Consider the following 26,075-nt stretch of genomic DNA (forward strand, 5'->3'; position numbering starts at 1 on the left):
CCCGTCCTCTTCCCCGTACGCGCACTCGCGCGGAGACCCGCGGCCCGAGGGTGGTCGTGGGGGGCGTCGCCGTCGATCCAGTCGGGGAGGACGAGGTGGTCGCGTGGGTGGCCGCGGAGCTGGCGGCCGGGCGCGGGGGGCGCATCGTGACGCCGAACGTGGACATCTGCCGGGCCGTCGCGCGGGACCCCCGGCTCGCTGAGCTGGTGGCCGGGGCCGAGGTGGTGGTCGCCGACGGGATGCCGCTGGTGTGGGCGGCGCGGCTCCAGGGGACCCCGCTGCCGGGGCGGGTGACCGGGGCCGACCTGATCTGGTCGCTGAGCGGGATGGCGGCGCGGCGCGGCCGGCCCGTCTACCTGCTGGGCGGGCCGCCCGGCGTGGCCGAGGCGGCGGCCCGCGAGCTGACCGGACGCCATCCCGGACTGGAGGTGTGCGGGGTGGACGCGCCGCCCTACGGGTTCGACCTGACGGAGGCGGGGCGGGAACGGGTGCGGCGGAAGGTCGTGGCGGCGCGGCCGGCGCTGGTGTTCGCCGGGCTCGGGTTCCCCCGCCAGGATCTGCTCATCGCCGAGCTGCGGCGGGATCTGCCCCGGGCGTGGTTCCTCGGGTGCGGGGCGGCCATCGGGTTCGCGGCCGGGACGGTGTCGCGGGCGCCCGGCTGGATGCGCCGCGGCGGGCTGGAGTGGCTCCACCGGCTGGTCACCGAACCCCGGCGGCTGGCCCGCCGCTATCTCGTGGACGACCTGCCCTTCGCCGTGCGGCTGCTCGCGGCGAGCGCGGTCCGCCGCCGGTCCGCGGGCGGCCGGGCCCCCGTCAGGAGTCGGCGGCGGTCAGCTCCCTGACCCGGGCGATCTCCTTCTCGGAGAGGCCACGGGAGCCGGAGCACACCGCGAGGCGGGAGTCCATGGGCCGGAACGCCGTACGGGACAGGCCCGACCAGGCGAAGCCGCCGGCACCGGGAGGGCCGCCGGTGCACGCCCGGACGACGCGGTGCTCGGCGGCCCGGCTCCAGCGCAGGCCCGCGTACCCGTACAGATCGCGGAATCCCGGCACCGGGTCGGCGGCCAGCTCGTCGTAGGACACCACCCGGACGCCGGGCAGGCGCGACAGGATCGTGCGCGTCACCCGCCACAGCGCCGCCGCCTTGGCCACCCGGTCCTGCGAGCCGACCAGGGCGCGCAGGCGCAGCACCTCGGGATGGTCGCGGACCAGCAGCGGCTGTTCGAGCAGCTCGTGGAAGTAGATCGTCCAGCCGAGCCGCTGCCAGCTCGCCACGAACGCCACCGGGTCACGCACCAGGGCGATCACCCGGCAGCCGAGCCGCTCGGCGAACCAGGCCGCCGACAGCACCGCGAACGGGTCGTCCAGCAACGCCCGCCGCCCCGCCAGCCGCCCCAGGGTGAACGCGGCGCCGTAGCGGACCATGCGCGCCAGGTCGTACGGGGCCCGGTTGACGCGCAGTTCGGCCGCCCAGCCGTAGCGCAGCGCGACCGTGTCGCGGAAGGCGGGCAGCCAGGCGGCGGAGTTGTCGTCGCAGATGTACTGGAAGCGGTGGGAGACCCGGGCGCGCAGGACGCCGGGGCAGCGGCCGGGAGGGTGCTGCGGGTTGAGCGGCTCGTTCACGTAGACCAGCTCGCCGCCGGCCGCCAGCATCTTGCCCGCCCAGCTCGTCCCGCTCCTGGGCAGCCCGGTGACCAGCACCGGAGGGCGGACCGTCACGCCGCCGCCCAGGTGCGCGGGCGGAGCGCGGCCAGGCTGTGGCGGCCGAACGGGCGCAGCCCGTAGCGGTGGTGGAGCTGCCAGAGCGGCAGCGCGTTCTTGACCAGCACGCCACCCGACCAGCCGAAGGCGGCGCCCAGCGCGCCCTGCCCCGGGATGAGCGCCAGGTCCAGCAGGAGCGTGCAGACGACGGCGGCGACGAGGTTGAGCAGGCTGGAGGTGGTGTGGCCGGCCGCGGTCAGCACCACGTCCACCATGCCGCACGCCGTCGCCGCCATCATCGTGGCCGAGAGCACCAGCGCCACCGGCACGGCGGAGTCGTAGCCGGGGCCGAACACGCGCAGCAGCCACGGCGCGAGCGCCGCGTACCCGACCCAGATCGGCCAGGTCGCCAGCACCAGCCACATCGTCGTCACCTGGTAGAGCTCCTTGACCCTGGTCAGGTCGCCGGCGGCCAGCGCGCGCACCAGGCGGGGCTGCGCGGCCTGGGCCAGGCCCTGGCCGGCGAGCTGGCCGACGACCTTGAACCGGGTGGCTGCGGTGTAGACGGCGGCCTGGGCCGGCCCGCCGAGCGCGGCCACGACCACGATGTCCACCCGCTGGAACACCGCCTGGATCGCGCCCGCCGCCGACCGGGGCGCGGTGTGCCGCCACAGGTCGCGCCCCGTCCCCGGCAGGTACGGGGTGCGCGGCGCCCGGCCGCGCAGCGCGAGCGCGGCCAGTCCCGCGACGGGCAGGTACGGCAGCGCCCAGGCGAGAGGGAGTGACGCGGCGGAGAGCCCGGCCACGGCCACGGCCGCGACGAGGGCGAGCTGGGAGAGCGGCAGCAGCAGGCCGTCCAGCAGCACGGTGGGGCGCATGGCGCCGAAGCCCCGGCAGGCGGCGAGCAGCACGTCGGTCACCGCCATGGCCGGCAGCACGAGCGCGAGCCCGCCCAGCGCCGGCCAGAGCAGGACGCCGGCGACGGTGGCGAGGACCGACACGGGCACCAGCGCCGCCCTGACATATCCCGAAATACCGCGATAACCGTAGGTCTTGGCTCGGGCGATGAAGAACACCAGCCCGTTCCCCGCGTCCAGTTTCGCCACCCCGGCCACCATCAGCGCCAGCGCGACCGCGGTGAAGAACGCCCCCGCCACCGCCACCGGATACACCCGGGTCACCACCACGACCAGGAGGAACTGCGACAGCGCCCCGGCCGCCGCCCCGGCGACCCCCGCCAGTCCGCTCCGCGCGACCCGTCTCAGCGCCGCCACGACGGTTCACCGTCCAGCCAGCGGACCAGCCTCCGGTCGTGTTCCTCGAACCGGTCCATCAGCCGCAGCCGCAGCGAGTCGGGCAGCTGCTTGGGCCGTGGCCGCCAGTTGTGCCGGGAGAAGCCGGGATAGCCGAACCGCGGCACCCTCAGAAAGCGCAGCAGCCGGTCGTAGACGGGCTCGGGGTCGTGGAAGAACCGGTGGCTGTCGATGACCATGATCCGATCCCGGCCGAACAGCGGCTCCAGCCGTTCGAGCTGGTCGGCGTAGCGCCCCCGGGCCAGGTAGGCGAGGTGGCGGTGCCCGTGGTGGGCGGCGTGCGGGTCGGCCAGGAACAGCTCCCCGGCCCCGGCCACCCGCTCCTCCTCCAGCTCCAGCGCCCGCTCGAAGCACTCCTCGGTCTCGAACCCGCGGGCCAGCTCGTGGGCGTGCGCCGAGCAGGCCCGCTCCACCGGGTCGCGCACCAGCACGATCAGCTTCACCCCGGGCAGATCGGCGGCGATGCGCTCAGCGGCCAGCGGATGGAACAGGTAGTAGGGCGACGACTCGAACGCCTGCGGCAGCCCTCCGAACCGGCGGATCAGCAGCGCCGTGCCGATCCTCATCGGGAAGTGCGCCCGGTACCACGCCAGCCCGTGCCCGTAACTCGCGGTGTCGAAGTAGTGCACGCCCTTGCGCAACACCGGCTTGTACAGCAGCGGATGCTGGGCCAGCGCCCTGTAGAGCGAGGTGGTGCCGCACCGCTGCGCGCCCATGATGAGGAACGACGGCAGGAGCCGCACGGCGGAGGTCATCCGCCCGGTGGTCCTGGACACCGACAGCGCCGCCTGCTTCGCGGTCTTCACAGCAAGGCCTCCTGATAGTCGACGAGGGGGTTGAGCCAGCGGTCCGGCGGGCCGAGCGGCTCGTGTCCGTCGGCGGCGTGCCGGTCGGCCAGCGTGATCAGGTAGTGCAGCGCCGTCTGCCTGGCCTGCGCCGCCGACAGGCCGAGCGGGGCCAGCGTCCGCGCTGACCGGGCCAGGCAGCAGCGCGCCGCCGTGGCCGGGTCCATCCGCCGCAGCGCCCGCTGGAAGAGGTGGTGCAGGGCGTCGAACCCGTACGGGACGCCGAGCTCGTAGCGCTCCCAGTCCCACACGAGCAGCCGCCCGTCACCGGAGGGCGCGAGGTTCCACGGCGACAGGTCGCCGTGCCAGGCGTGCCCCCCGGGCCCCCCGGGCTCGCCGGTGGCCGCGATCTCCTCGACCGCGCGCAGCAGCAGCTCCGCCGGCACCCGGCCCCTGCGGACCGGCAGCGGCGACAGCGCCAGCACGCCGAGGCCGCGCCAGCTCCCGTGGTGGAGCACCGACGGCACGACGACGGTCTTCAGCGCCCGCCCGGCCAGCCGGTCCAGCGTGGCGGCCTCGTGCGCGACCAGCGCGCGCGTCCGGTCGGTGTCGCCGATCTTCACGTACGCGAGCGGCTCGCCCCCGCTGCGCGCCTCCAGCACCGGCTTGCGGTTGGCCCGCCGCGCCGGCCGCACCCGGAGCGTGACCTCGACCGGGGCGCCGAACACCTCGCCCAGGTGCTCGGCGATCGACCCCCGCGTGGCCAGCGTGATCCGCCGGCCGGGATGCCACCAGCGGCGCGGCGCCAGGCGGCGCGGCAGTCGGGCGTGCGGCAGCAGCGTGTAGGCGCGCGGCGCCCCCGAACCGGGGTAGAGCAGGTCGAGCGTGCCGGCGAGGTAACGCAGCCGGGCGCGGGCGTCGTTCATGAGGAGTTCCTCCACAGCAGCGCGAACGAGATCGCGTAGAGGCTCAGCGGCGTGACGAGGCCGTCGTAGATGAGCATGTAGAACAGCACCAGGCACATCACCAGCACCCCGGCCAGGCCGATCGGCGAGCGGTCGGCCCAGTGGCGGCGGATCGCCCCGGCGAAGAACGCCGCGTAGAGCACCGCCCCGGTGACCCCCTGCGAGATCAGCAGCAGCCAGAGCTGCCCGTCGCTGCCCAGCGGCGGATGACCGCACCCGGGGCACCAGGCGGTCTTGCCGGTGGTGACCGAGCGGTGGCTGCCCAGGGCGCGACGGGTGTTGCCGTAACCGATGAGGGGGGAGTGGCGGGTGGCCTCGACGGTGGCCGCGACGGTGAAGGCGCGGATGTCGTTGGAGTGCGGGCTGTCGAGCCGCTGGGCCACCAGGGGCGCGAGCGGGCTGAGCGCGAACGCCAGCGCCGCGGCGGCCGCCCCCGCGCAGAGCGCCGTCCTGGTCCGGCCGCCCACCCGGAACACGAGGTAGACGCCGGCCAGCCCGAGGGCGATCCACAGGCCCCGGTTGAGCGAGTACACGATCGGCACGGCCGCCACCGCCACCGCCGCCACGGCCAGCACCCTGCGGCGGCGCGAGCCGTACACCCACCAGCCGACGACGAACCAGATGAGCAGCACCGACAGGTTGCCGCCCCAGGCGTTGGCCCATTCGAACGGGGCCTCCGGCCGGGGCAGGGCGTGGCCGAGGACCTTCTGCGTCTGCGCCGCGGTCGGATGGACGAGGTTCTGCACGAACGGGTGTGCCGCGATCCAGTCGGGCAGCACCAGCTCCAGCGGGGAGGTGAAGGAGAAGCCGGGCGCCAGCACGCCGAGCAGCCCGCCCGCGACCGCCGTGAGGAACAGCACGCCGAGCATCCGCACCAGCCGCAGCTGGGGCAGCTCCCGCTCGGTGAGGTTGCCCACGTAGAGCAGCAGGATCAGGGCCGACACGTACAGCGCGAGCCGCATCGCGTAGCCGACCAGCCGGCCCGCGGCCAGCTCGCCGTAGGTGCCGGGCGGCATCTCGCCCAGCATCAGACCGCTCAGCAGGTAGCAGGCGATCAGCAGCACCCACAGCCCGAACCCGCGCGGCACCCGGACCGGCCGGCGGCGCCAGAGGATCACCGCCATGGGCACGGCGAGCACGACCACCGACAGCCCGCCGAACCCCAGCGCCCACCAGAGCGGGTAACCGAGCAGCAGCGCCGCGACGGGCCAGGCCGGGCCTCTCACGTCGACGGGTCCCGTGGGCGCCGCATCGGCCGCATGGGCGTGGTCCTGGCGGTGGTGATGCTCGTCTCGAACTCGCCGCTGGCCACGAGCTTGCCGAGCGAGGCGTGCTGCCCGCGCGGGGGCCGGACGGGCGCCGGCGCCAGGTCCGTCGTGGTGACCGCGCCGATGATCGGCACGCTGTGCCTGCTCAGCAGCCGTACGGCGGCCGTCACGTCGGGGGCCTCCGCCCCGCCCAGGCCGATCAGCACCAGCGCCGCGTCCGCCCTGGCGAGATCGCCCACGTCGGTGCCGTCGAGCACGGTCAGCGGCACGTTGGCGGCCAGCGGCACGGCCACCTGCGCGCCGCCGAGCCCGGGCGGGACGGACTTGACCAGCAGCCGCTTGCCGGGGCACGAGGCGAGCACGGCGGAGGACAGTTCGTGCAGCGTGCCGTGGTCGAGCGGCCGCGACACGTCGGCCAGCACGGGCAGCCGGGTCAGCCGCTCGACGTCGGCGGGGGTGCGCAGCCGGGTGTCGAGGCGGTCGCGCAGCCGGGCGGCCGCCACGCCGGCGAGCAGCCCGGCCATGAGCCCCGATCCCAGGTGGAGGGGCAGACTGGGGGCGCTCGGCTCCTGGGGCGGGGCGGCGGCGCTGATGATCTGGCCGGGGGTCACCGCGAGCGTCTTGAGCGTGTCGTACTTCTGCGTCAGGCTCGCGACCTGGCGGGCGAGCACGTTCTGCCGGTGCGTCGCGCGGGTGTGCTCGGCGCTGCCCCTGGTCAGCGTCTGCTGCTCGTCGATCACCGCGGACAGCGCCTCGCCCGCCTGTCTGAGCTTGCCCAGCACCAGCCGCAGCTGCGCCGTGATCGTCGCGGTCGCGCTCTCGGTGCGGTGCGCCAGGTAGGCCTGCGCGTAGGCGCGCGACTGCAGCGCGGCGTCACCGGGGTCGGCGGCGGTGACCGAGATCGTCAGGACCGCCGAGTTGGGCGGCACGGACACCACGGCGGGCTCCAGCTCGGCGCCGCCCACCTGCTCGGCGGCCTTGGCGGCGACGACGGCCGACTGGGCGATCTGCGCCTCGGTGTCGAGGTTGAGCTGCTCGCGCTGCCGGCTGGTCACCTGGTTGACGGGCTCGCCGATGCCCACCGGGCTGACCAGGACGTGGCTGGTGGCGGTGTAGGAGGGCGGGGTGAGGCGCATGAGCCCCAGGCCCGTGGCGCCGCCGGCGAGCAGGCAGCCCATCAGGAGCAGCCAGCGACGGCGGAGCAGGGCGAGGTGGTCTCCGAGCTCGGCGCCGGAGCGGCGGGCCGGGTGATCCGGCGGCTGGCTCATGAGGCGAGTCCCCCTGAAGTGTGTGCGGATAGTCGCTTACTGACGACTCTGCGTCACGCGCCATGGTGTGCGCCCACTATAAGGGCGGCGGTTATCGGCCAGGTGCGATCCGCAAGATTTTCTCGGATACGGGCCAGGTATCGTGCCTTTATTAAGTGATTTTTCGGCATTTGTCGGGGCGGCTGGCAGGGGTTTGAGCTGCTAGGACTTCCGCTCTGGCTGAAGTTCGGGGAATGGCATGGCAAGGTTCAGGTTGCAGAGGGCGGGGGTTCTCGAAAACAAGGGGGTCGACGATTTTGGCGCGACGGGCATTTCCGTATAGAGCGGCTTTTTTCGGAATGGCGATGACGCTGGCCGTCACGCTGGCCGCCTGTTCCCCGGGGGACCGGGGCGCCGCCGAGGACCCGGAGGAGCCCGCGCCCGCCGGCGCCCGGCCGCTGCCCGTCCCCTCGCCCGCGTGCGAGGTCACCGGAGGGCTCATCCCGTCATGCGGCGCCTGGTGGGGCATCGCCCCGGAGATCTTCACCGGCCTGGACGTGGAGAAGGCGGTGGCCGGCGCCGAGAAGCGGATGGGCGCGCCCGCCGACATCGTGCACGTCTACCACCGGGGCAAGGAGCTGTTCCCGACGGAGAAGGAGATCCGGCTGGCCCGCGACCCGGAGCGCCCCCGGCTGCTGCTGATCAACTGGAAGCCGTCGCTCACCCGCACCTGGGCCGAGATCGCCCGCGGTGCCGTCGACGGCCGGATCGACCGGCTGGCGGACCACCTCAGGCGGACGTTCCCCGAGCGGTTCTTCCTCACCATCCACCACGAGCCGGAGAACGACGTCGACCCCGGCGCCGGCTCGGGCATGCGGGCCAAGGACTACGCGGCGATGTTCCGGCACGTCGTGCTCAGGCTGCGGCACAAGGGCGTCAAGAACGCGGTCACCGTCATGACCTACATGGGCGCGCCCAACTGGGCGGTCCAGCCCTGGTTCGAGGAGCTGTACCCCGGTGACGACGTGGTCGACTGGGTGGCCATGGACCCGTACGCCGACCACCGGGTGCACGACTTCGGCACGCTGGTCAACAAGACGCGGGAGGAGTTCGGCGAGTGGCCCGGCTTCTACCGGTGGATGCAGTGGCGCTTCCCCGGCAAGCCGGTCATGGTCGCCGAGTGGGGAGTGTTCGAACGGCCCGACGACCCGGCGTTCAAGCGGGCGTTCTTCGAGTCGGTGCGCCACCAGATCCGCCGCTACCCGCAGATCAAGGCGCTGGTCTACTTCGACTCGCCGTACGCGCCCAGGGGCGACACCAGGTTCGACACCGACGAGGCCGCCGACAAGGCGTTCACCGCGCTCGCGAGAGATCCGCACTTCCGCTCGACGCGCGTGCCGCGGCCCTGACGCGCCACCGCCAGCCGATCGCGATCACGGCGGTGGCGACGGCCAGCGCCACCAGCGTGAGGGTGTTGCCGACGTTCAGCAGCTTGAGCGCGGAGGCCAGCAGCACGATCGCGAGCATCGCCCTGATCAGGCCGCCCGGCGCGCGGGAGGAGATCCGCGCGCCCAGATAGACGCCGGGGATCGAGCCGATCAGCAGCGAGGTGGTCAGGTCGAGCTGGAAGTCGCCGAACAGGAGGTGGCCGATCGCGGCCGAGACGACCAGGGGCACGGCCTGGACGAGGTCGGTGCCGACGAGCTGGTTGGCCTTGAGCGCCGGGTAGAGCGCGATGAGCGCCACGATGATCAGTGAGCCGGAGCCGACGGACGACACGCCCACGATCAACCCGCCTACCATACCGACCAGTACGGTCGGAATCGGGCGCACGCGGACCTCGTTCGCGTGCGCCGTGCCGCCCCTGTCGCCGATCAGCGTCTTGGCGGCCAGCCCCGCGACGGCCAGCAGCAGCGCCACGCCGAGCGCGTACTTCACCCCGTCGCCCACCGCCCACGCCCGCGCCACGAACACCCCGCAGAACGCCGTCGGCACCGACCCCAGGCAGAGCCACCCGACCAGCCGCAGGTTGACCGTGCCGTGGCGGAGGTGGACGAAACCACCCACCGGCTTCATCACCGCCGAGGCGACCAGGTCACTGGAGACCGCGGCCAGCGGCGGCACGTTGAAGAACAGCATCATCATCGGCGTCATGAGCGCGCCGCCGCCCATGCCGGTGAGTCCCACCACGATCGCCACCAGGAACGACCCGAGAACCAGGGGGAAGTCGATCAACGCACCCACCCTCCGCTGCGCAGCGTGCCCAGGACCTGATCGACCGCGGTCTCGACGGAGAGGTGCGTGGTGTCGAGGACCAGGTCGGCGTCGTCCGGCTCCTCGTAGGGGTCGGAGACGCCGGTGAACTCGGGGATCAGCCCGGCCCGCGCCTTGGCGTACAGGCCCTTGCGGTCGCGCCGCTCGCACTCCTCCAGCGGCGTGGCCACGTGCACCAGCAGGAAGTCGGCGCCGACCGACTCCACCATCTCCCGCACCTCGGCGCGGGTCGCCGCGTACGGGGCGATCGGCGCGCAGATGGACAGGCCGCCGTGGCGGGCCGCCTCCGCGGCGACGAACCCGATGCGGCGGATGTTGAGGTCGCGGTCCTCCTTGGAGAACGACAGGCCCTTCGACAGCAGCCGCCGCACCACGTCGCCGTCGAGGTAGGTGACGGTCCTGCTGCCCAGCTCCAGCAGCGCGTCGCGGAGCCCGCGGGCGATCGTCGACTTGCCCGACCCGGACAGGCCGGTGAAGAACACCACCAGCCCGCGCCGGTGCGGCGGCCCGGGGATGCGCACCGGCTCGGGCCCCGCCAGGTGCTCGGCCGCGCCGTAGGCGGCCGCGACGTGCTCACGCAGCTCCAGGTCGATCTCGGGCTCCTCGCGCGGCGCCAGCGGCACCGGGACGACGAGCGTGCCCGCCGGCAGCCGGTCCCTGGCCCGCAGCGCCGCCCTGACCACGCCTGGGCCGTCCTCCCCGTACGAGAGAGGCATCAGCAGGATCACCGCGTCGAGCTCCTTGGCGGTGGCCGCCACCTCGTCCAGGTCGTCGAGCGGGCCGCGCATCGTGACGGCCAGCGCGGGACGCCCGCCCAGCTCGTCGCGTACCTGGGCCGGAGTGCGGTGCAGGCGGGCGAACGGGCCGTGCTCCGGCGCGCCCAGCCCCTTGACCGGGCCGGCGGCCAGACCGCCGGGACCGTGCTCGGTCACCGTCAGCGTGGCGAGCGGGACGCCCTCGGGGTCGAGCAGCGTCACCTCGCTTCCGGCGCCTTCGGGCAGGTGGAGCGTCACCGGCGCGGGCCACGGGGTGCCGTCGGCGAGGGTGCCGCGCTCGGTCACCGCGTGCACGTCCTCATGGCCGAGAAAACCGGTCAGCGGCCGGAACGCCCCCGACAGCAGCAGCTCAAGGTCGGCCAGCTCGCGCGGGTCCGGCGTCCACTCCACGGTTGATCCCAACTATCCCGACTGCAAGGGTAGGCAACCCTACCCGCCGACGGGCGGGGGATGCTAGATGAGCCGGGCGAAGTGGTACTGGGGCTTCCTGATCACCATGGTGATCTCGTCGTGCGTGGCGGGGTAGCGCCCTCCCGTCAGCCGCGCCGTCACCGCCACCGCCGCCGCGCCCACCCGGCCCATCGCCGGCCCGCTCGTCGCCCGCTCCTCGTCGGTGACCATCAGGCCCCGGGCCAGGCAGAACGCGTGCATCCCGTCGGCCGAGGCCAGCGGGCCGTAGACGGCCGGCAGCGGCCCCGGCGCGCCCTCGGTCACCAGGTGCCGCCACAGCGGCCGCCGCACCCACGACGGCGTCAACCGGTCGAGCAGCCCGTAGGCGGACTCGCGGTCGCGCATCCGCAGCAGCACCAGCCCGCCCGGCCGCAGCGCCTGCAGCAACCGGTCGAACACCAGCTCCGCGTGCTGGATCCGCTCCAGCAGGAACAGCAGCTGGATGACGTCGTACGAGCGAGGCGGCAGCGGCGCCGACCGCAGGTCGCCCAGCGACCACGTCACCAGGTCGGCGCGCTCCTCCACCACCCGGCGGATCGCGGGCAGGTCCTCGTCCACCCCGCACACCCGCGTCTCGATCCGCTCCAGCGACAGCGGCTCGCCGTGGGCGCACCCGGCGACCAGCACGTCCAGCCGCCGGCCGAGCTGCCCGGCCCACTGCTCGCGGATCCGCTGACTGAATAGATCGCCACCCCGGGCGACCGCCCGCACGTCTGACATGCGACCCACAGTAACCACACGAGCGCGGATAGTGGCGCACCTTCGGTGGAAGGGGAAGCGGATCAGGGGGTCCAGGCCGGATCGCGGCCGGTGAGGCCGAGCAGGCGATCCAGCGGCGAGGCGTCGTCCCCGACCTCCACCGCCGGCCCGAACACGCCGCGCTTCCTGCCCATCTCCGCCATCTCCTCGGTGAAGCGCAGCCCCCGCCCGACCGCCTCGGGGTCCGGCTCGTACGCCTGGCCGGTGGCCATGGCCAGGTCCCAGCCGTGCGTCACCATGTCGACGAGGAACATGTGGGCCAGCGCGGTCATCGGCAGGCCCATGCCCTCGCTCACCCCCTCCCACGCCCCCGGCCGCGACCACGCGGCGAGCGTGCGCCGCGCCCGCTCGGGGAAGTCGCCCGTGTACGGCCCCTGATCGGCGGGCGTCTCGTGGCGGGCCAGCGCCTCGAACATCGCCGCCACCCACTCCAGGTGGCTGATCAGGGCCCTGACGTCGAACTCGGCGCACGGGGTCGGCAGCCCGAGCTGCTCCTGCGGCACCGCGCGCACCAGGCCGGCGGTCTGTTCGGTGGCGCGCGTCATCAGCGGCATCATGTCGTCCATGGCAGCGATGATGCCGGAGCCCGCCCACGGAAGGCTTGGAGAAACGCGACTGCGCGGGTGGGTCGACCCGTACGCCGGCCTGGCCGCCTTCGACTTCGCCCGGCACCCGCCGTCCACCGCCCTGGCCCCGTACCTGGATCACTTCTGGGTCGTCACGTGGGACCTCGCCGAGCCGTACGAGCAGCGCATCGTCTCGCACCCGACGGTGAACATGACGATCACCCACGACTTCCACCGGATCGCCGGAGTGATCGACGGCGGGTTCTCGTACACGATGCGGGGCGGTGGCCGCGCCCTCGGGGCCCGCTTCTCTCCCGGCGGCTTCCGCACCTTCCTCGGCGGCCCCGTCCACCAGCTGACCGGCCGCTTCGCGGAGATCGGCGAGCTGTACGGGACGGCGGGCTCGGCATTCGTGGACCGCGTCCTGGCCGAACCCGAGACGGCGGCGGCCATCGCGCTGGTGGAGAGCTTCCTGCTGGATCTGGGGCCCGTGCGGGACCCGCTCGCGGACGAGGCCGCGGCCCTGGTCCTGATGGCGGAGAACGACGTCACCCTGACCCGGGTCGACCGGCTCGCCACCCGCTCGGGGCGGTCGGTGCGCTCGCTGCAGCGCCTGTTCAGGGACTACGTCGGCATCGGCCCCAAATGGGTGATCCGCCGGTTCCGGCTGCACGAGGCGGCGGAGCGCGTCTACCGCGGTCTCGACCTCGCCACCCTGGCCGCCGAGCTGGGCTACGCCGACCAGGCCCACCTGACCCGCGACTTCACCGCCGTGATGGGCATGCCGCCGTCGGCCTACGCCCGCCTCGGTCCCGCCCGTTGACGCCTGAGGCGGGGCCCGGGGGCGTGAGCGGGCGGCGGGCGGCAAGTAGGCTGGAGTCCATCACCCCCGCGCTCCGCATGGCCGGGGGTAGTCGTGTTGCCATCGTGGGGCTAACTGATGAGTCTTTCCGGACTGCTTGACCTTGTCGCCGCCGACCCTGAGCTGACCGCCGCCCTGGAGCGGGGCGGTGACGTGTCACTGGTGGCGCCCGCCGCGCTGCGGCCGTTCGGCGTGGCCGCGCTGGCCGGGCACGACCAGCGGACGGTGCTGGCCGTCACCGCGACGGGACGGGAGGCGGAGGACCTGGCGGCGGCGCTGGGCGGTCTCGTCGACCCCGGGGCCGTGGCGGTCTTCCCCGCCTGGGAGACGCTGCCGCACGAGCGGCTGTCGCCGCGTTCCGACACGGTGGGGCAGCGGCTGGCGGTGCTGCGCCGGCTCGCGCACCCGGTGAAGGGCGACAGCGCGGCCGGGCCGCTCGGCGTGGTCGTGGCGCCCATCAGGGCGCTGCTGCAGCCGGTCGTCAAGGGGCTGGGCGACCTGGAGCCGATCCGGCTGCGCGCGGGCGACGACGCCGACCTGGACGAGGTGGTGGCCCGGCTGGTGGAGAACGGCTACCACCGGGTCGACATGGTGGAGCGGCGCGGCGAGGTCGCGGTGCGCGGCGGGCTGCTGGACGTGTTCCCGCCGACGGAGGAGCACCCGCTGCGGCTGGAGTTCTGGGGCGACACGGTCGAGGAGATCCGCTGGTTCAAGGTGGCCGACCAGCGTTCGCTGGAGGCGGCCGAGGACGGGCTGTTCGCGCCGCCGTGCCGGGAGCTGCTGCTGACCGCCGAGGTGCGGCAGCGGGCGAGGGAGCTGGCGGAGCGGCATCCGGCGCTGGCCGAGGTGCTCGACCAGCTCGCGGAGGGCACGCCGGTGGAGGGCATGGAGGCGTTCGCGCCCGCCCTCGCCGGCGAGATGGACCTGCTGATCGACCATCTGCCGGTCAGGTCGGCGGTGTTCGTCTGCGACCCGGAGCGGATCAGGAGCCGGGCCGAGGAGCTCGTGCGCACCTCGCAGGAGTTCCTGGAGGCGTCCTGGATCAACGCGGCGGCGGGCGGCGAGGCGCCGATCGACCTGGGCGCGGCGGCGTTCCGGACGCTGGAGGAGATCCGCGGGCACGCCGAGGTGCTCGGGCAGCCGTGGTGGACGATGGCGCCGTTCGGCTCCGGGGTGGAGCTGGCCGCGCACGACTCCGAGGCCTACCGCGGCGACACCCGCAGGGCGCTGGACGACATCAAGGGCTGGCTGGCCGACGACAAGGCGGTCGTGCTCATCAGCGAGGGTCTCGGGTCGGCCGAGCGCATGGTGGAGCTGCTCAAGGGCGTCGACGTGCCGGCCCGCCTGCAGCGGTACGTGGACAAGGCGCCGGAGCCGAAGGTCGTGCACGTCACCACCGGGCTGCTGGAGCACGGGTTCGTCACGCCGGGCCTGGCCGTGCTCACCCACCTCGACCTGGTGGGCCAGAAGGCGTCCACGAAGGACATGCGCCGCCTGCCGTCGCGCCGCCGCAACATGGTCGACCCGCTCCAGCTCAAGGTGGGCGACCACGTGGTGCACGAGCAGCACGGCGTGGGCCGCTACGTCGAGATGGTGCGCCGCACGGTCCAGGGCGCCACGCGCGAGTACCTGGTGATCGAGTACGCCAAGGGCGACCGGCTGTACGTGCCGACCGACCAGCTCGACGAGGTCACCCGTTATGTTGGCGGCGAGTCGCCCACACTCAACCGGATGGGCGGCGCCGACTGGGCCAAGGCGAAGTCACGGGCGAAGAAGGCGGTCAAGGAGATCGCCGGCGAGCTGATCCGGCTCTACTCGGCCCGCATGGCCTCGCCCGGCCACCCGTTCGCGCCGGACTCGCCGTGGCAGCGCGAGATGGAGGACGCGTTCCCGTACGCGGAGACCGCCGACCAGCTGGAGGCGATCGACGAGGTCAAGCGCGACATGGAGCGCGGCGTCCCGATGGACCGGCTGATCTGCGGCGACGTCGGCTACGGCAAGACCGAGATCGCGGTGCGGGCGGCGTTCAAGGCGGTGCAGGACGGCAAGCAGGTGGCGGTGCTGGTGCCGACGACGCTGCTGGTGCAGCAGCACATGTCGACGTTCGCCGAGCGGTTCTCCAGCTTTCCCGTCACGGTCAAGCCGATCTCCCGGTTCCAGAGCGACGCCGAGGTCAAGGGCACGCTGGACGGGCTGCGCACCGGCGCGGTCGACGTGGTGATCGGCACCCACCGGCTGCTCAGCCCGGAGGTCAGGTTCAAGGACCTCGGGCTGATCATCATCGACGAGGAGCAGCGGTTCGGCGTCGAGCACAAGGAGGCCATGAAGCACCTGCGCACGCAGGTGGACGTGCTCGCCATGTCGGCGACGCCGATCCCGCGCACGCTGGAGATGGGCCTGACCGGCATCCGCGAGATGTCGACGATCCTGACCCCGCCGGAGGAGCGTCACCCGATCCTCACGTTCGTCGGCCCGTACGAGGAGAAGCAGATCGGGGCGGCGGTCCGGCGCGAGCTGATGCGCGACGGCCAGGTGTTCTTCGTGCACAACCGGGTGGCGTCGATCAACCGGGTGGCCGCGCGGCTGCGCGAGCTGGTGCCCGAGGCGCGGATCGCGGTGGCGCACGGGCAGATGAACGAGCACCAGCTGGAGAAGATCATGGTCGGGTTCTGGGAACGCGAGTACGACGTGCTCGTGTCCACCACGATCGTGGAGTCCGGGCTGGACGTGCCCAACGCCAACACGCTGATCGTGGACCGGGCCGACACCTACGGCCTGTCGCAGCTCCACCAGCTGCGCGGCCGGGTGGGCCGGGGCCGGGAGCGCGGCTACGCCTACTTCCTCTACCCGCCGGAGAAGCCGCTGACCGAGACCGCGCACGAGAGGCTGGCCACGATCGCCCAGCACACCGAGATGGGCGCGGGCATGTACGTGGCGATGAAGGACCTGGAGATCCGCGGCGCCGGCAACGTGCTGGGGGCCGAGCAGTCGGGCTTCATCGCGGGCGTGGGCTTCGACCTGTACGTCCGGCTGATGGCCGAGGCGGTGCAGGAGCAGAAGGCCAAGCTCGAAGGCGTGGAGGCGCGGCCCGAGCAGGCGGACGTCAAGGTGGAGCTCCCGATCAACGCGCACATCCCGCACGACTACGTCACCTCCGAGCGGCTGCGGCTGGAGGCCTACAAGCGGATCGCGGCCATCGCCGAGCCCATCCACATCGGCGAGGTGCGCGACGAGCTGACCGACCGCTACGGCAAGCCGCCGGTCGAGGTGGAGAACCTCCTGGAGGTGGCCGCGTTCCGGATCAGGGCGCGCAAGGCGGGGCTGACGGACGTCACTCTGCAGGGGCAGTACATCAAGTTCGGTCCGGCGCGGCTGCGCGAGTCGCAGCAGGTGCGGCTGGACCGGCTCTACAAGAAGTCGGTCTACAAGCAGGCCGCGGAGACGCTGCTGGTGCCGGTGCCCAAGACGAAGCCGCTGGGCGGGCAGCCGTTGCGTGACCTGGATCTGCTCAAATGGTGCGGCGATCTGGTCGAGGCGATGTTCCTCGAGCCGGCGCCGGTAAGCTGACTGCGGTTTTTGTCGGAAAGGGACACGCACGTGAAGTCGATACGAGTGGCTGTGGCCGCCGCGGCAGCCGGGGTGAGCTTCCTCGGGCTGACCGCCTGCTCTACCCCCGTCGAGGCCGGCGCGGCGGCCGTCGTCGGTGATCAGCGCATCTCCTCCCGTGAGCTGGCCGAGAACGTGCGGGAGTTCGAGGCCGCACTCAAGAGGGCGAACATCGAGTCGGAGCAGCTGGGCGTGCCCATCACGCAGTTCGTCCTGTTCCGGATGACCAACCAGCTGCGCTACGAGCAGGTCGCCGCCAAGCACGGCGTCACCGTCAGCGAGGCGGAGATCGACACCGCGCTCAAGGACCCGGGCCAGTACCAGGACCCCCAGATGAACCTGCTCTCCAAGGGGGTCTCGCCGGCCGACGCCCGCGACTACGTCAGGGCCGAGGTGGGCGCCACCAAGGTCATCGACAAGTTCGGCGGCCGGGAGAACCAGCAGGCCGCGATGAAGTGGCAGCAGGAGTACAACGCGGTCAAGACCGTGTTCAGCCCCCGCTACGGCACCTTCCAGCCGGATCGGGGCTTCGTCGACCCGGGCCGCTTCGGCAAGCCGGTCCAGGCCGAGCAGGAGCAGCAGGGCTGACATGCCGCTCGTCGTCGTCACCACCTCGCCGCGCGTCCCGCCGGGCCTGCTCAGCCACCAGGCCTGGCAGGCCCTCCGGTCCGGCCCGGTGCTGACGGGCTCGCCGGACCATCCGCAGCTGCCGTACCTCGCCGACGCGGGGGTGGAGGTCGAGATCGTGACCCCGGACCCGCGCGCGCTGGCCGGGCGCGCGGCGGCGGGGGAGACCGTGGTGTGGCTCGCCGGCGACGGCGACGAGGAGTTCATGCGCGGGCTCGGTCACGCCGCGCTGGCGCTGGAGGACCCGCCGCTGATCGAGGTGGTGCCCGGCTCGTACGACCTGCCGGGCGCGCGGGTGCTCGATCTCGTACGGGTGATGGACCGGCTGCGCGCCGAATGCCCGTGGGACCGCAAGCAGACCCACGAGTCGCTCGTCCCGTACCTGCTCGAAGAGGCGTACGAGGTGCTGGAGACGATCGAGGAGGGCGACCACGCCGCGCTCCGCGAGGAGCTCGGCGACCTGCTGCTCCAGGTGGTCTTCCACGCGCGGGTGGCCGAGGGCTTCGACATGGACGACGTGGCCGCCGGCATCGTGGACAAGCTGGTGCGCCGCCACCCGCACGTGTTCGGCTCGGTCAGGGCGGAGAGCGCCGACGAGGTGAACGACAACTGGGAGGCGATCAAGGCCGCGGAGCGGGCCTCCCGGGGCGATGAGTCGCTGTTCGACGGGGTGCCGATGGGGCAGCCGGCGCTGTCGCTGGCCGCGCAGCTGCTGCGCCGCGCCGAGCGTTCCGGCGTCCCGGACAGCCTGGCCGCCGCGGTCGGCCAGGGGGTCGCACGGGAGCTGTTCGACCTGGTGAGGCGGGCGCGAGCGGCGGGCGTGGACCCGGAGGCGGAGCTGCGGGCGGCGGCGCGGGCCTACCGCGATCGGGTGCGGGCCTGGGAGTCGCGCCGGTCGTGATGCCCTCAACCGATAGGCTCTGAACGCATTAAATGCCGAACGCATATTGCCTATCGATTCAGGAGCGCATCCCGTGGCTACCATCGAGGTCGTTTACGCTCGCGAGATCCTCGACTCCCGGGGCAACCCCACGGTCGAGGTGGACGTGGTGCTCGACGACGGCAGCACCGGCCGGGCGGCGGTGCCCAGCGGCGCGTCCACCGGCCAGTTCGAGGCCGTCGAGCTGCGTGACGGCGACGAGCGCTACGGCGGCAAGGGCGTGCGCAAGGCCGTGCTGGCCGTGACCGACGAGATCTTCGACGAGATCCACGGCGTCGAGGCCGAGGACCAGCGCATCGTCGACCAGATCATGATCGATCTGGACCGTACGCCGAACAAGGCCAAGCTGGGCGCCAACGCGATCCTCGGCGTCTCGCTGGCCGTGGCCAAGGCCGCCGCCGACAGCGCCGACCTGCCGCTCTTCCGCTACCTCGGCGGCCCCAACGCCCACCTGCTGCCGGTGCCGATGATGAACATCCTCAACGGCGGCGCGCACGCCGACACCAACGTCGACATCCAGGAGTTCATGATCGCGCCGATCGGCGCGGAGACGTTCGGCGAGGCGGTGCGCATGGGCACCGAGGTCTACCACGCGCTGAAGAAGGTGCTGAAGGAGAAGGGCTACGCGACCGGCCTCGGCGACGAGGGCGGGTTCGCGCCCAACCTGCCGTCCAACCGCGACGCGCTCGACCTGATCCTGGTGGCCATCGAGCGGGCGGGCTACACCCCCGGCGACGACGTGGCGCTGGCGCTCGACGTGGCGGCCACCGAGTTCCACAAGGACGGCGTCTACACGATCGACGGCAAGGGCCTGTCGGCCCAGGAGCTGGTCGCCTTCTACACCGACCTGGTCGACAACTACCCGCTGGTGTCCATCGAGGACCCGCTCGACGAGGAGGACTGGGAGGGCTGGAAGGCCATCACCGCCGCGCTCGGCGACCGGGTGCAGCTCGTCGGCGACGACCTGTTCGTGACCAACCCCGAGCGGCTGGCCCGCGGCATCGGGGAGGGCACCGGCAACGCCCTGCTGGTCAAGGTCAACCAGATCGGCACGCTCACCGAGACGCTCGACGCGGTCGACCTGGCCCACCGCAGCGGCTACCGGTGCATGATGAGCCACCGCTCCGGCGAGACCGAGGACACCACGATCGCCGACCTGGCGGTGGCGACCAACTGCGGCCAGATCAAGACCGGCGCCCCGGCCCGCTCCGACCGGGTGGCGAAGTACAACCAGCTGCTGCGCATCGAGGAGCTCCTCGACGACGCCGCCCGTTACGCGGGTCGCGCGGCGTTCCCGCGTTTCCGGCGCTAGTTTCGGGTAGCCCGCGGCGGAACGTCGCCGCCGCGGGCGGTTCGTACGCGAAGGGGGGTTTCTGGCGTGGCGAAGAGACCGCAGCTGACGGGGCGGGCCGCGATCCTCGCGGTGGTGGTCTGCGCGATCGCGATGAGCCTGGCCTACCCCGTCCGCACCTACGTCGCGCAGCGCCGCGACATCGCCGAGCTGCGCGAGGAGAAGGCCAGGGTGGAGGCCGAGCGGCAGCGGCTGCTGGCCGAGAGCCGCCAGGTCAGCGACCCCAACTGGGTCAAGCGCACGGCCAAGGAGCGGCTCCACTACTGCGGCGAGGGCGAGCGGTGCTTCGTGGTGATGGACCAGGACCCGGGCGAGGGGGAGGCGGCGGCCGCGCGGCCCGCGCAGCAGCCGCCGTGGTACCAGACGTTGTGGGAGTCGGTCCAGGCGGCCGACAGCGGCACCGGCCGGCGCGCGACGGAGCGGGCCGCCGACGAGACCTCCGGCCAGGTCACCGAGCAGGACCCCGGGCAGGACCCCGGCAAGGACCCCGGCAAGGACCCCGGCAAGGACAGCGGGCAGGTCACCGAGAAGAAGGAAAGCGTTGGACAGTAAGGACGTCGAGGCCGTCGGGAAACAGCTCGGCCGGCCGCCCCGCGCGTTGCGCCGGGTGGCGCACCGCTGCCCGTGCGGCAACCCCGACGTGGTGGAGACCGCGCCGCGGCTGGCCGGCGGCGCCCCGTTCCCCACGCTCTACTACCTGACCTGCCCGCGAGCCGCGTCGGCGATCGGCACGCTGGAGAGCTCCGGGCTGATGCGCGAGATGCAGGGCAGGCTGGCCGGCGACCCGGAGCTGGCGGCCGCCTACCAGGCCGCCCACGACTCCTACGTGGCCAGGCGCGACGAGGTCGCCGAGGAGGAGGGGCTGGAGCCGCTGCCGCCCGGCACGCAGAGCGCGGGCGGCATGCCGCTGCGGGTCAAGTGCCTGCACGCGCTCGTGGCGCACGAGCTCGCGGCCCCGGGAAGCAACCCGTTCGGCAGGGAGGCGCTGGAGGCCCTCCCCGACTGGTGGAGTGACGGACCATGCGTGTAGCCGCCGTCGACTGCGGCACCAACTCTGTACGACTGCTCGTAGCCGACGTCGGCGAGAGCGAGCTGGCCGACGTCGAGCGGCGGATGGAGATCGTACGGCTGGGTCAGGGCGTCGACCGCACCGGGCGGCTGGCGCCGGAGGCGCTGGAGCGCACGTTCGCGGCGATGCGCGGCTATCGCGAGCTGATCGACCGCCACGGCGCGACCGCCACCCGCGTGGTGGCCACCAGCGCCACCCGCGACGCGGCCAACCGGCAGGAGTTCACCGACGGGGTCCGGGAGATCTTCGGCGTGGAGCCGGAGGTGGTCTCGGGGTCGGAGGAGGCCGAGCTGTCGTTCACCGGCGCCACCAGAGGGCTGGTGCGGCTGTCTCCGGAGACCGAGGTCCCCCAGGGGCCGCTGCCGCCCTACCTGGTGGTCGACATCGGCGGGGGCTCCACGGAGTTCGTGGTGGGGTCGGAGCACGCGGAGGCGGCGCTCTCGGTCGACATCGGCTGCGTCCGGCTGACCGAGCGTCACCTGAGCGACGGCGACCCGCCGTCGGCGGGGGCGCTGGGGGCGATGGTGGCCGACATCGAGGCCGCGCTCGACCGCGTCGAGGACAAGGTGCCGGTACGCGAGGCGCACACGCTGGTGGGGCTGGCCGGTTCGGTGACGACGGTGGCGGGGGTCGCGCTCGGCCTGCCCGCCTACCTGCCCGAACGGATCCACCACGCGCGCGTCCCCGGTGAGCAGGTGCACGAGGTGACCCGGCGGCTGCTGGCGATGACCCATGAGGAGCGGGCGGCGCTGCCGGTGATGCACCCGGGCCGGGTGGACGTCATCGGGGCGGGCGCCCTCATTCTGGACCGGATCGTCCAGCGGTTCGGATTCTCACAGGTCGTCGTGAGCGAACACGACATTTTGGACGGAATCGCCTGGTCCATAGCCGAATAAGTCGCGGAATCAACACATTTCTCCGACCATGACGTATTGAATGCGCATTCACTCTTGTGCTTAAGTGATCTTTGCAGTAACGGGGGCTTTGCCATCTGGTCGGACAGAGATGAGTGTCGGCGTGGCAACCGTTCCCGTGCGCGTTCTTTCTCTCACGGAATGGAGTCACTCTCCTATGAAGTCCTCTGTCTTAGTGCGGAAGGTGGCCGCCCTCGCGTCCACCGCCGTGCTGGCCGGTCTGGTCGCAGGCCTGGCGGCCGGTCCCGCGCAGGCGGCCACCGCCGCCAAGCCGCGGGTCAAGCCGAAGGTGTCGGTCTCGACGCCGAAGGCGTCCGACCGCGACTACCAGGGTTCGTGCCCGGCGAACATCACGTTCTCGGCCACGGTCAAGGTCAAGCTCAAGGGCAAGACCACTCTCGCCTACCGCTGGCTCCACGGCGACGGTTCCAGGAGCAAGGTCAGCACCGTCAAGGTGTCGGGCAACGGCACCAAGTCGATCAAGCTCTCCGAGAAGGCCACCTTCAAGGGTGACGTCAAGGGCTGGCAGAGGCTCGAGGTCCTCAGCCCGCGCAAGGTCGTCTCCAAGAAGGGCTACTTCTCGGTCGACTGCGTGGAGCTCAAGGGCGTCCGCACCGACAAGGACGTGCGGGTCCGGGCCCGGGCCTGGGCCAGCCCGTCCGAGTACGTGGGCTACTGCACCCCCGGCTCGAAGATCGACTTCGTCGGCAGGATCTCCGTGGACCGGCCGGCCTGGGTCCGCTACCGCTGGGTGGTCAACGGCAGGACGGCCGACTACGGCAAGATCAAGGTGTACGACTCGCGCAAGGTCGGCGTGGGCTTCTCGCCCCGCCACAGCCACCGCGGCTCGGCGGTCCTCGAGGTGCTCGGCCCGGACCGCACGGTCTCCAACCGCGCCCACTACTCGGTCCACTGCAAGTCGTACACCCCCGCGCCCTCTCCCCGGGTCAAGGTCGACGCCTCGAACCTGGTGACGGCGACCAACCACGACGGCTGCAAGCTGAGCGCGCACGCCACCGTGAGCGCCAGCGGCGCCGACCGCGTCCGCTGGGTGTGGTCGGTGAACGGCGAGGTCGTCGACTCCGGTTCCACCACCTTCCACCGCGGCGGCTCCAAGACGGTGAACCTCTCCGAGAGCGCGCTCTCGGGTGCGGCGAAGAACGGCGGCAAGGTCCGCCTGGTGGTCTTCGGCTCCAAGGACAGCGACTCCGTCTCGCAGTCCTACGCCGCCTGCCAGGCCCCGAAGCCGACGATCTCCGTCTCGTCCGTCGCGGTGACGGGCCAGCGCAACGAGATATGCGCGGACAAGCGGGGCCCGGGCGTCGACTTCACGGCGACGCTCAGGAGCACCGGCCCGGCCACCGTCCAGTACTACTGGGTGGTCAACGGCAAGCGTGACAGCGACACGCTGCAGCGCAAGGTCGACGGCAACCTCGACGTGACCTGGGCGGTCGGCGGCACCCACGGCGGCTCGGTGACCGCGGGCTCGATCGAGCTCGTCGTCGTCAGCCCCGGCGCCACCTCCTCGGGCAAGACGCAGTTCAACGCGACCTGCCCGGCTCCGGCGCCCGCGCAGAGCGAGAAGGCCGAGCAGCCCGCCTGACCGGCCGAGGTGAGCCGGGCGGCGTGGCCGACCGGCTGAGGTGAGGCCGGGCGGTGTCCGGCCGGCTGATCCCGAACCGGGCGGCGTCCTCGTGACGCCGCCCGGTTCTCCTGTTCTGAGCGGTCCGCCCGGTCGGGCACCATCGATGTCATGAGCTTCGTACCTCCCGGCACCGGGTGGCCCGGCGACCCGGCGGACGCCGACACCCCGGTCGCCCGCGATCCGGCCGGCGTGCGCGACCTCGCGGCCTCCAGCGGCACACCGGCGGAGCTCACGGCCAGGCAGTCGGTCTGCCGGGCCTGCCCGCGCCTGGTGGCCTGGCGCGAAGAGGTGGCCCAGGTCAAGCGGCGGGCGTTCGCGGAGGAGACCTACTGGGGGCGGCCCGTCCCCGGCTGGGGCGACGAGCACCCCCGCGTGCTCGTCGTCGGCCTGGCGCCCGCGGCCCACGGCGGCAACCGGACCGGCCGGATCTTCACCGGCGACCGCAGCGGCGACTGGCTGTTCGCCTCGCTCCACCGCACCGGCCTGGCCTCGCTGGCGACCAGCACGCACGCCGGCGACGGGCAGGAGCTGCTCGGGGCCAGGATGGTGGCGTCGGTGCGCTGCGCGCCTCCGGCGAACAAGCCGCTGCCCGAGGAGAAGGCCGCCTGCTATCCCTGGCTGGTCCGCGAGCTGACGCTGGTGGCGGCGGACGTCCGCGTCGTGGTCGCGCTCGGCGGCTACGCCTGGCAGGCGATGTGGCCCGCGCTCAAGGAGGCCGGCTACGCCCTGCCGCGCAGCCGGCCGCCGTTCGGCCACGGCGTCGAGCTGACGGTCTCGTACGGGGGAGCGCCCGTCACGCTGCTCGGCTGCTACCACCCGAGCCAGCAGAACACGTTCACCGGCAGGGTCACCGCCGAGATGCTCGACGCGGTCTTCCTGAGGGCGGGCGAGCTGGCGGTGTGACGCATCCCATCACGCGGGGATTGGCGCCACGGGGGACCATGGACGTAAGCTTGTGAAAGCTTTCACAAGCATCCACGAGGGATGGGGCCCCCAGGTGAACCAGCACATTCTGATCGTCGGCGGTGGATACGTCGGCCTCTACACGGCGCTGCGCCTGCAGCGCGGGCTGCGCCGGGAGCTGCGCGACGGCTCCGTCAGCATCACGATCATCGACCCCCAGTCCTACATGACCTACCAGCCGTTCCTGCCTGAGGCCGCGGCGGGCAACCTCTCGCCCCGGCACATGGTGGCCCCGCTCCGGCGGGTGCTGCCCAAGGTGCGGATACTCAACGGCCGCGTCACCAAGGTCGACCACGCGGCCCGCAGCGTCACCTTCCAGCCGCCCGAGGGCCAGCCGCGGGAGATCGGCTACGACGTGGTGGTCATGGCCGCCGGCTCCATCTCCCGTACGCTCCCGATCCCCGGGCTCACCGACATCGGCATCGGCTTCAAGACCGTGGGCGAGGCCATCGCGCTGCGCAACCGGGTGCTCCACCTGCTCGACGTGGCCGAGTCGACCGACGACCCCGAGGTGCGGCGCAGGGCGCTGACCTTCGTGGTCGTGGGCGCGGGCTTCGCCGGCGTGGAGGCCCTGGCCGAGCTGGAGGACATGGCCAAGGACTCCACCCGCTACTACCGCAACCTCAAGCCGTCCGACGTGCGCTGGGTGCTCGTCGAGGCGTCCGACCGGGTGCTGCCCGAGGTCGGGCCCGAGATGGGCAAGTGGACGCTGGAGCAGCTGCGCGAGCGCGGCATCGACGTCCGGCTGGAGACCCGGCTGGAGTCCTGCGAGGGCGGCCACGTGGTGCTGTCGGACGGCACCGCGTTCGACGCCGAGACCCTCGTGTGGACCGCGGGCGTCAAGCCCAGCCCGATCGTCAACGCCAGCGACCTGCCGCTCGACGAGCGCGGCCGGGTCAGGGCCGACGCCACCCTCGCCGTCGTGGACTCTCCCGGCGCCTTCGCCGCGGGGGACGCGGCGGCGGTGCCCGACCTGACGAACCCGGGCGAGTTCTGCGCCCCCAACGCCCAGCACGCGGTCCGGCAGGCCAGGGTGCTCGGCGACAACATCATCCGTTACCTGCGCGGCCAGGAGCCGGTCGAATACCGCCACAAGTATGTCGGATCGGTCGCCGGTCTCGGCCTGCACCAAGGTGTGGCCAACGTCTACGGCATCAAGCTTCGCGGATTCCCTGCGTGGTTCATGCACCGCACTTACCATCTGTCGCGGGTGCCGACGCTGAACCGCAAGGTCCGCGTCGTCGTCGACTGGACCCTGGCTCTCTTCTTCAAGCGGGAGACCATCTCCCTGGGTGAGATGGAACACCCGAGGGAGGGCTTCAGGGCCGCGGTGGCGACGATGCGTCACTGAGCCGCGACCAGAACCGCTGATCCCGGATCGGCAAGCGCCCCGGCGAGCGCCGGGGCGTTCCGGCGCCCGAAGTCGATGGGGAGGGGATAGCGGGTGGGGCTGTCAGCGGTGACCGTGCTGGGCGTGGACCGGCCGGGAGTGATCGCCGCGGTCACCGGGTCGCTGGCCGGCTGCGGGGCCAACATCCAGGATTCCACGATGACGCTGCTCGGCGGGCACATCGCCATGATGCTGCTGGTCAGGGGCGACCTGAGCGCCGACGAGCTGGCCAAGCACCTGACCGCGCCGGACCTGGTGGTGACCGCCGCGGCCGTCGCGGCGCGCCGGGACTTCCGCCGCAGGGAGAACGGCCTCGGGTACGTGCTCACCGTGCACGGCCCCGACCGTCCGGGGATCATCTCCGGCATCAGCGGCGTGCTCGCCGCCGACGGCGGCAACATCACCGGGATGAGCACCCGGCTCTCCGGCCGCCTGTACGTGCTCATCGCCGACGTCGAGATCCCGGAGAAGGCGGACGTGGCCGACCTGATGCGCCGGCTGGCCGCCGTCGGGGCCGGGTTAGACTCCGAGATCACCTTCCGCCCGGTCGAGCCTGACCTGCTGTGACGGCTCCGCGGTGACGGAGCCCGGCCCCACGGGCCCC

24 protein-coding genes are annotated in these 26,075 nt (G+C 72.7%); 14 read left to right on the top strand and 10 right to left on the bottom strand.

Features of this window, described 5'->3' with window-relative positions; translation table 11 throughout:
- Nucleotides 1-56 precede the first annotated feature (56 nt).
- On the top strand, nt 57-842 hold the full coding sequence (locus ACQEUU_RS30325; protein WP_433072506.1) for a WecB/TagA/CpsF family glycosyltransferase: 786 nt from the start codon (nt 57-59) through the stop codon (nt 840-842).
- On the opposite strand, the gene ACQEUU_RS30330 is transcribed toward ACQEUU_RS30325, so the two are convergent.
- The 6 genes from ACQEUU_RS30330 to ACQEUU_RS30355 are packed head-to-tail and all read right to left on the bottom strand — an operon-like array spanning nt 814 to nt 7,300.
- Nucleotides 814-1,719: a sulfotransferase gene (locus ACQEUU_RS30330; RefSeq protein WP_433072507.1), complete on the bottom strand. Its 906-nt coding sequence runs from the start codon at nt 1,717-1,719 to the stop codon at nt 814-816. The two genes, ACQEUU_RS30325 and ACQEUU_RS30330, sit on opposite strands and share 29 nt — an antisense overlap.
- Nucleotides 1,716-2,975 carry a lipopolysaccharide biosynthesis protein gene (locus tag ACQEUU_RS30335; protein WP_433072508.1) on the bottom strand — a complete coding sequence of 420 codons (1,260 nt, stop codon included), beginning with the start codon at nt 2,973-2,975 and terminating at the stop codon, nt 1,716-1,718. Before ACQEUU_RS30335 ends, ACQEUU_RS30330 begins: the two co-directional genes overlap by 4 nt.
- Nucleotides 2,963-3,769 (bottom strand): sulfotransferase domain-containing protein, encoded by an 807-nt coding sequence (locus ACQEUU_RS30340; RefSeq protein ID WP_433074413.1) that lies wholly within the window; start codon nt 3,767-3,769, stop codon nt 2,963-2,965. The genes ACQEUU_RS30335 and ACQEUU_RS30340 overlap by 13 nt, the downstream gene beginning before the upstream one ends.
- Before the next feature lie 47 nt (nt 3,770-3,816).
- Nucleotides 3,817-4,725 carry a hypothetical protein gene (locus ACQEUU_RS30345; RefSeq protein WP_433072509.1) on the bottom strand — a complete coding sequence of 303 codons (909 nt, stop codon included), beginning with the start codon at nt 4,723-4,725 and terminating at the stop codon, nt 3,817-3,819.
- Entirely contained in the window at nt 4,722-5,990 is a 1,269-nt protein-coding gene (locus tag ACQEUU_RS30350) for a hypothetical protein (protein WP_433072510.1), read from the bottom strand. Before ACQEUU_RS30350 ends, ACQEUU_RS30345 begins: the two co-directional genes overlap by 4 nt.
- Nucleotides 5,987-7,300, bottom strand: a complete 1,314-nt coding sequence (locus tag ACQEUU_RS30355) for a hypothetical protein (protein WP_433072511.1) — start codon at nt 7,298-7,300, stop codon at nt 5,987-5,989. Before ACQEUU_RS30355 ends, ACQEUU_RS30350 begins: the two co-directional genes overlap by 4 nt.
- A 344-nt stretch (nt 7,301-7,644) precedes the next feature.
- Here ACQEUU_RS30355 and ACQEUU_RS30360 point away from each other — a divergent pair, with 344 nt between their 5' ends.
- Nucleotides 7,645-8,688 carry a glycoside hydrolase family 26 protein gene (locus tag ACQEUU_RS30360; RefSeq protein ID WP_433072512.1) on the top strand — a complete coding sequence of 348 codons (1,044 nt, stop codon included), beginning with the start codon at nt 7,645-7,647 and terminating at the stop codon, nt 8,686-8,688.
- Here the strand turns inward: ACQEUU_RS30360 and ACQEUU_RS30365 are convergent.
- From ACQEUU_RS30365 to ACQEUU_RS30380, 4 genes are all read right to left on the bottom strand, one after another.
- Nucleotides 8,633-9,514, bottom strand: coding sequence for a sulfite exporter TauE/SafE family protein (locus ACQEUU_RS30365; protein WP_433072513.1), 882 nt, complete (start codon nt 9,512-9,514; stop codon nt 8,633-8,635). The two genes, ACQEUU_RS30360 and ACQEUU_RS30365, sit on opposite strands and share 56 nt — an antisense overlap.
- Complete coding sequence (gene cysC, locus ACQEUU_RS30370) at nt 9,511-10,719, bottom strand: adenylyl-sulfate kinase (RefSeq protein ID WP_433072514.1); 1,209 nt, start codon at nt 10,717-10,719, stop codon at nt 9,511-9,513. The genes ACQEUU_RS30365 and cysC overlap by 4 nt, the downstream gene beginning before the upstream one ends.
- A 63-nt stretch (nt 10,720-10,782) precedes the next feature.
- On the bottom strand, nt 10,783-11,499 hold the full coding sequence (locus tag ACQEUU_RS30375; protein WP_433072515.1) for a class I SAM-dependent methyltransferase: 717 nt from the start codon (nt 11,497-11,499) through the stop codon (nt 10,783-10,785).
- 62 nt (nt 11,500-11,561) lie between these two features.
- On the bottom strand, nt 11,562-12,104 hold the full coding sequence (locus ACQEUU_RS30380) for a TIGR03086 family metal-binding protein (protein ID WP_433072516.1): 543 nt from the start codon (nt 12,102-12,104) through the stop codon (nt 11,562-11,564).
- Between ACQEUU_RS30380 and ACQEUU_RS30385 the strand changes: the two genes are divergently transcribed.
- From ACQEUU_RS30385 to ACQEUU_RS30440, 12 genes are all read left to right on the top strand, one after another.
- A complete protein-coding gene (locus ACQEUU_RS30385) occupies nt 12,103-12,927 on the top strand; it encodes an AraC family transcriptional regulator (protein WP_433072517.1) in 825 nt (274 codons plus the stop codon). The genes ACQEUU_RS30380 and ACQEUU_RS30385 overlap by 2 nt on opposite strands.
- 117 nt (nt 12,928-13,044) lie before the next feature.
- Nucleotides 13,045-16,533 (top strand): transcription-repair coupling factor, encoded by a 3,489-nt coding sequence (mfd, locus tag ACQEUU_RS30390; RefSeq protein WP_433072518.1) that lies wholly within the window; start codon nt 13,045-13,047, stop codon nt 16,531-16,533.
- 30 nt (nt 16,534-16,563) lie between these two features.
- A complete protein-coding gene (locus tag ACQEUU_RS30395) occupies nt 16,564-17,160 on the top strand; it encodes a SurA N-terminal domain-containing protein (protein ID WP_433072520.1) in 597 nt (198 codons plus the stop codon).
- 1 nt (nt 17,161) lies between these two features.
- Complete coding sequence (locus ACQEUU_RS30400; RefSeq protein ID WP_433072521.1) at nt 17,162-18,100, top strand: MazG family protein; 939 nt, start codon at nt 17,162-17,164, stop codon at nt 18,098-18,100.
- Nucleotides 18,101-18,173: 73 nt separating this feature from the next.
- On the top strand, nt 18,174-19,451 hold the full coding sequence (gene eno / locus ACQEUU_RS30405; protein WP_433072522.1) for a phosphopyruvate hydratase: 1,278 nt from the start codon (nt 18,174-18,176) through the stop codon (nt 19,449-19,451).
- A 66-nt stretch (nt 19,452-19,517) separates the two neighbouring features.
- A complete protein-coding gene (locus ACQEUU_RS30410) occupies nt 19,518-20,042 on the top strand; it encodes an FtsB family cell division protein (protein WP_433072523.1) in 525 nt (174 codons plus the stop codon).
- Nucleotides 20,032-20,520 carry a DUF501 domain-containing protein gene (locus ACQEUU_RS30415; protein ID WP_433072525.1) on the top strand — a complete coding sequence of 163 codons (489 nt, stop codon included), beginning with the start codon at nt 20,032-20,034 and terminating at the stop codon, nt 20,518-20,520. Before ACQEUU_RS30410 ends, ACQEUU_RS30415 begins: the two co-directional genes overlap by 11 nt.
- Nucleotides 20,511-21,455, top strand: a complete 945-nt coding sequence (locus ACQEUU_RS30420; protein WP_433072526.1) for an exopolyphosphatase — start codon at nt 20,511-20,513, stop codon at nt 21,453-21,455. The genes ACQEUU_RS30415 and ACQEUU_RS30420 overlap by 10 nt, the downstream gene beginning before the upstream one ends.
- Before the next feature lie 193 nt (nt 21,456-21,648).
- The gene (locus tag ACQEUU_RS30425) at nt 21,649-23,076 is read left to right on the top strand and encodes a hypothetical protein (protein ID WP_433072527.1); all 1,428 of its coding nucleotides are present in this window, start codon (nt 21,649-21,651) and stop codon (nt 23,074-23,076) included.
- A 150-nt stretch (nt 23,077-23,226) separates the two neighbouring features.
- Nucleotides 23,227-24,021, top strand: a complete 795-nt coding sequence (locus ACQEUU_RS30430; RefSeq protein ID WP_433072528.1) for a uracil-DNA glycosylase — start codon at nt 23,227-23,229, stop codon at nt 24,019-24,021.
- 94 nt (nt 24,022-24,115) lie between these two features.
- Nucleotides 24,116-25,432 carry an NAD(P)/FAD-dependent oxidoreductase gene (locus tag ACQEUU_RS30435; protein ID WP_433072529.1) on the top strand — a complete coding sequence of 439 codons (1,317 nt, stop codon included), beginning with the start codon at nt 24,116-24,118 and terminating at the stop codon, nt 25,430-25,432.
- A 93-nt stretch (nt 25,433-25,525) separates the two neighbouring features.
- A complete protein-coding gene (locus ACQEUU_RS30440) occupies nt 25,526-26,038 on the top strand; it encodes a glycine cleavage system protein R (protein WP_433072530.1) in 513 nt (170 codons plus the stop codon).
- The last annotated feature ends 37 nt before the right edge of the window (nt 26,039-26,075 follow it).

It is taken from the genome of Nonomuraea sp. CA-218870, from assembly GCF_050936535.1.
Classification (GTDB): domain Bacteria; phylum Actinomycetota; class Actinomycetes; order Streptosporangiales; family Streptosporangiaceae; genus Nonomuraea; species Nonomuraea corallina.

Coding starts and splice junctions, on each gene's coding strand:
- ACQEUU_RS30340 (WP_433074413.1), bottom strand. CDS start 3,769: ATGACCTCCGCCGTGCGGCTCCTGCCGTCGTTCCTCATCATGGGCGCG.
- ACQEUU_RS30345 (WP_433072509.1), bottom strand. CDS start 4,725: ATGAACGACGCCCGCGCCCGGCTGCGTTACCTCGCCGGCACGCTCGAC.
- ACQEUU_RS30355 (WP_433072511.1), bottom strand. CDS start 7,300: ATGAGCCAGCCGCCGGATCACCCGGCCCGCCGCTCCGGCGCCGAGCTC.
- ACQEUU_RS30360 (WP_433072512.1), top strand. CDS start 7,645: ATGACGCTGGCCGTCACGCTGGCCGCCTGTTCCCCGGGGGACCGGGGC.
- ACQEUU_RS30375 (WP_433072515.1), bottom strand. CDS start 11,499: ATGTCAGACGTGCGGGCGGTCGCCCGGGGTGGCGATCTATTCAGTCAG.
- ACQEUU_RS30385 (WP_433072517.1), top strand. CDS start 12,103: ATGGCAGCGATGATGCCGGAGCCCGCCCACGGAAGGCTTGGAGAAACG.
- ACQEUU_RS30380 (WP_433072516.1), bottom strand. CDS start 12,104: ATGGACGACATGATGCCGCTGATGACGCGCGCCACCGAACAGACCGCC.
- mfd (WP_433072518.1), top strand. CDS start 13,045: ATGAGTCTTTCCGGACTGCTTGACCTTGTCGCCGCCGACCCTGAGCTG.
- ACQEUU_RS30400 (WP_433072521.1), top strand. CDS start 17,162: ATGCCGCTCGTCGTCGTCACCACCTCGCCGCGCGTCCCGCCGGGCCTG.
- ACQEUU_RS30420 (WP_433072526.1), top strand. CDS start 20,511: ATGCGTGTAGCCGCCGTCGACTGCGGCACCAACTCTGTACGACTGCTC.
- ACQEUU_RS30430 (WP_433072528.1), top strand. CDS start 23,227: ATGAGCTTCGTACCTCCCGGCACCGGGTGGCCCGGCGACCCGGCGGAC.